1 pseudogene is annotated in these 317 nt (G+C 69.7%); it reads left to right on the top strand.

The annotated features are described in order from the left end of the window. Positions 1-201: pseudogene (locus Q0L15_RS21335) on the top strand (acetamidase); the annotation flags it as partial. Positions 202-317: the final 116 nt, after the last annotated feature.

The raw sequence follows: 317 nt of genomic DNA, 5'->3' as shown, positions 1-317 counted from the left end.
GTCCGCTGGGTCGCGGAGCTCCTCTCGCTCTCGGAGATGGACGCCTACCAACTGGTGTCGCAGATCGCCCTGAGCCCGGTCGCGAACGTGTGCGACACCGTCTACACCATGGTGTGCAAGGTGCCGAAGAAGCTGATCGGCTCGCCGACCGCCTTCGGCGGGGTCCACGACGCTCTCCGCTCCCGAGCTCGCGCAGTCTGATCTCTCCGGAGATCCGCACCCGGCCGGGCCCCGGATCGGGGCCCGGCCCGCTGCTCCTTCCGCGGCCGCACGGAAATCTCGGGACCTTTGCATCTGGTGGTCCTGCGCCGCGCGAG

This window comes from Nocardioides sp. (genome assembly GCF_024509035.1).
Taxonomy (GTDB): domain Bacteria; phylum Actinomycetota; class Actinomycetes; order Propionibacteriales; family Nocardioidaceae; genus Nocardioides.
This window is presented reverse-complemented; position numbering and strand designations above follow the sequence as displayed.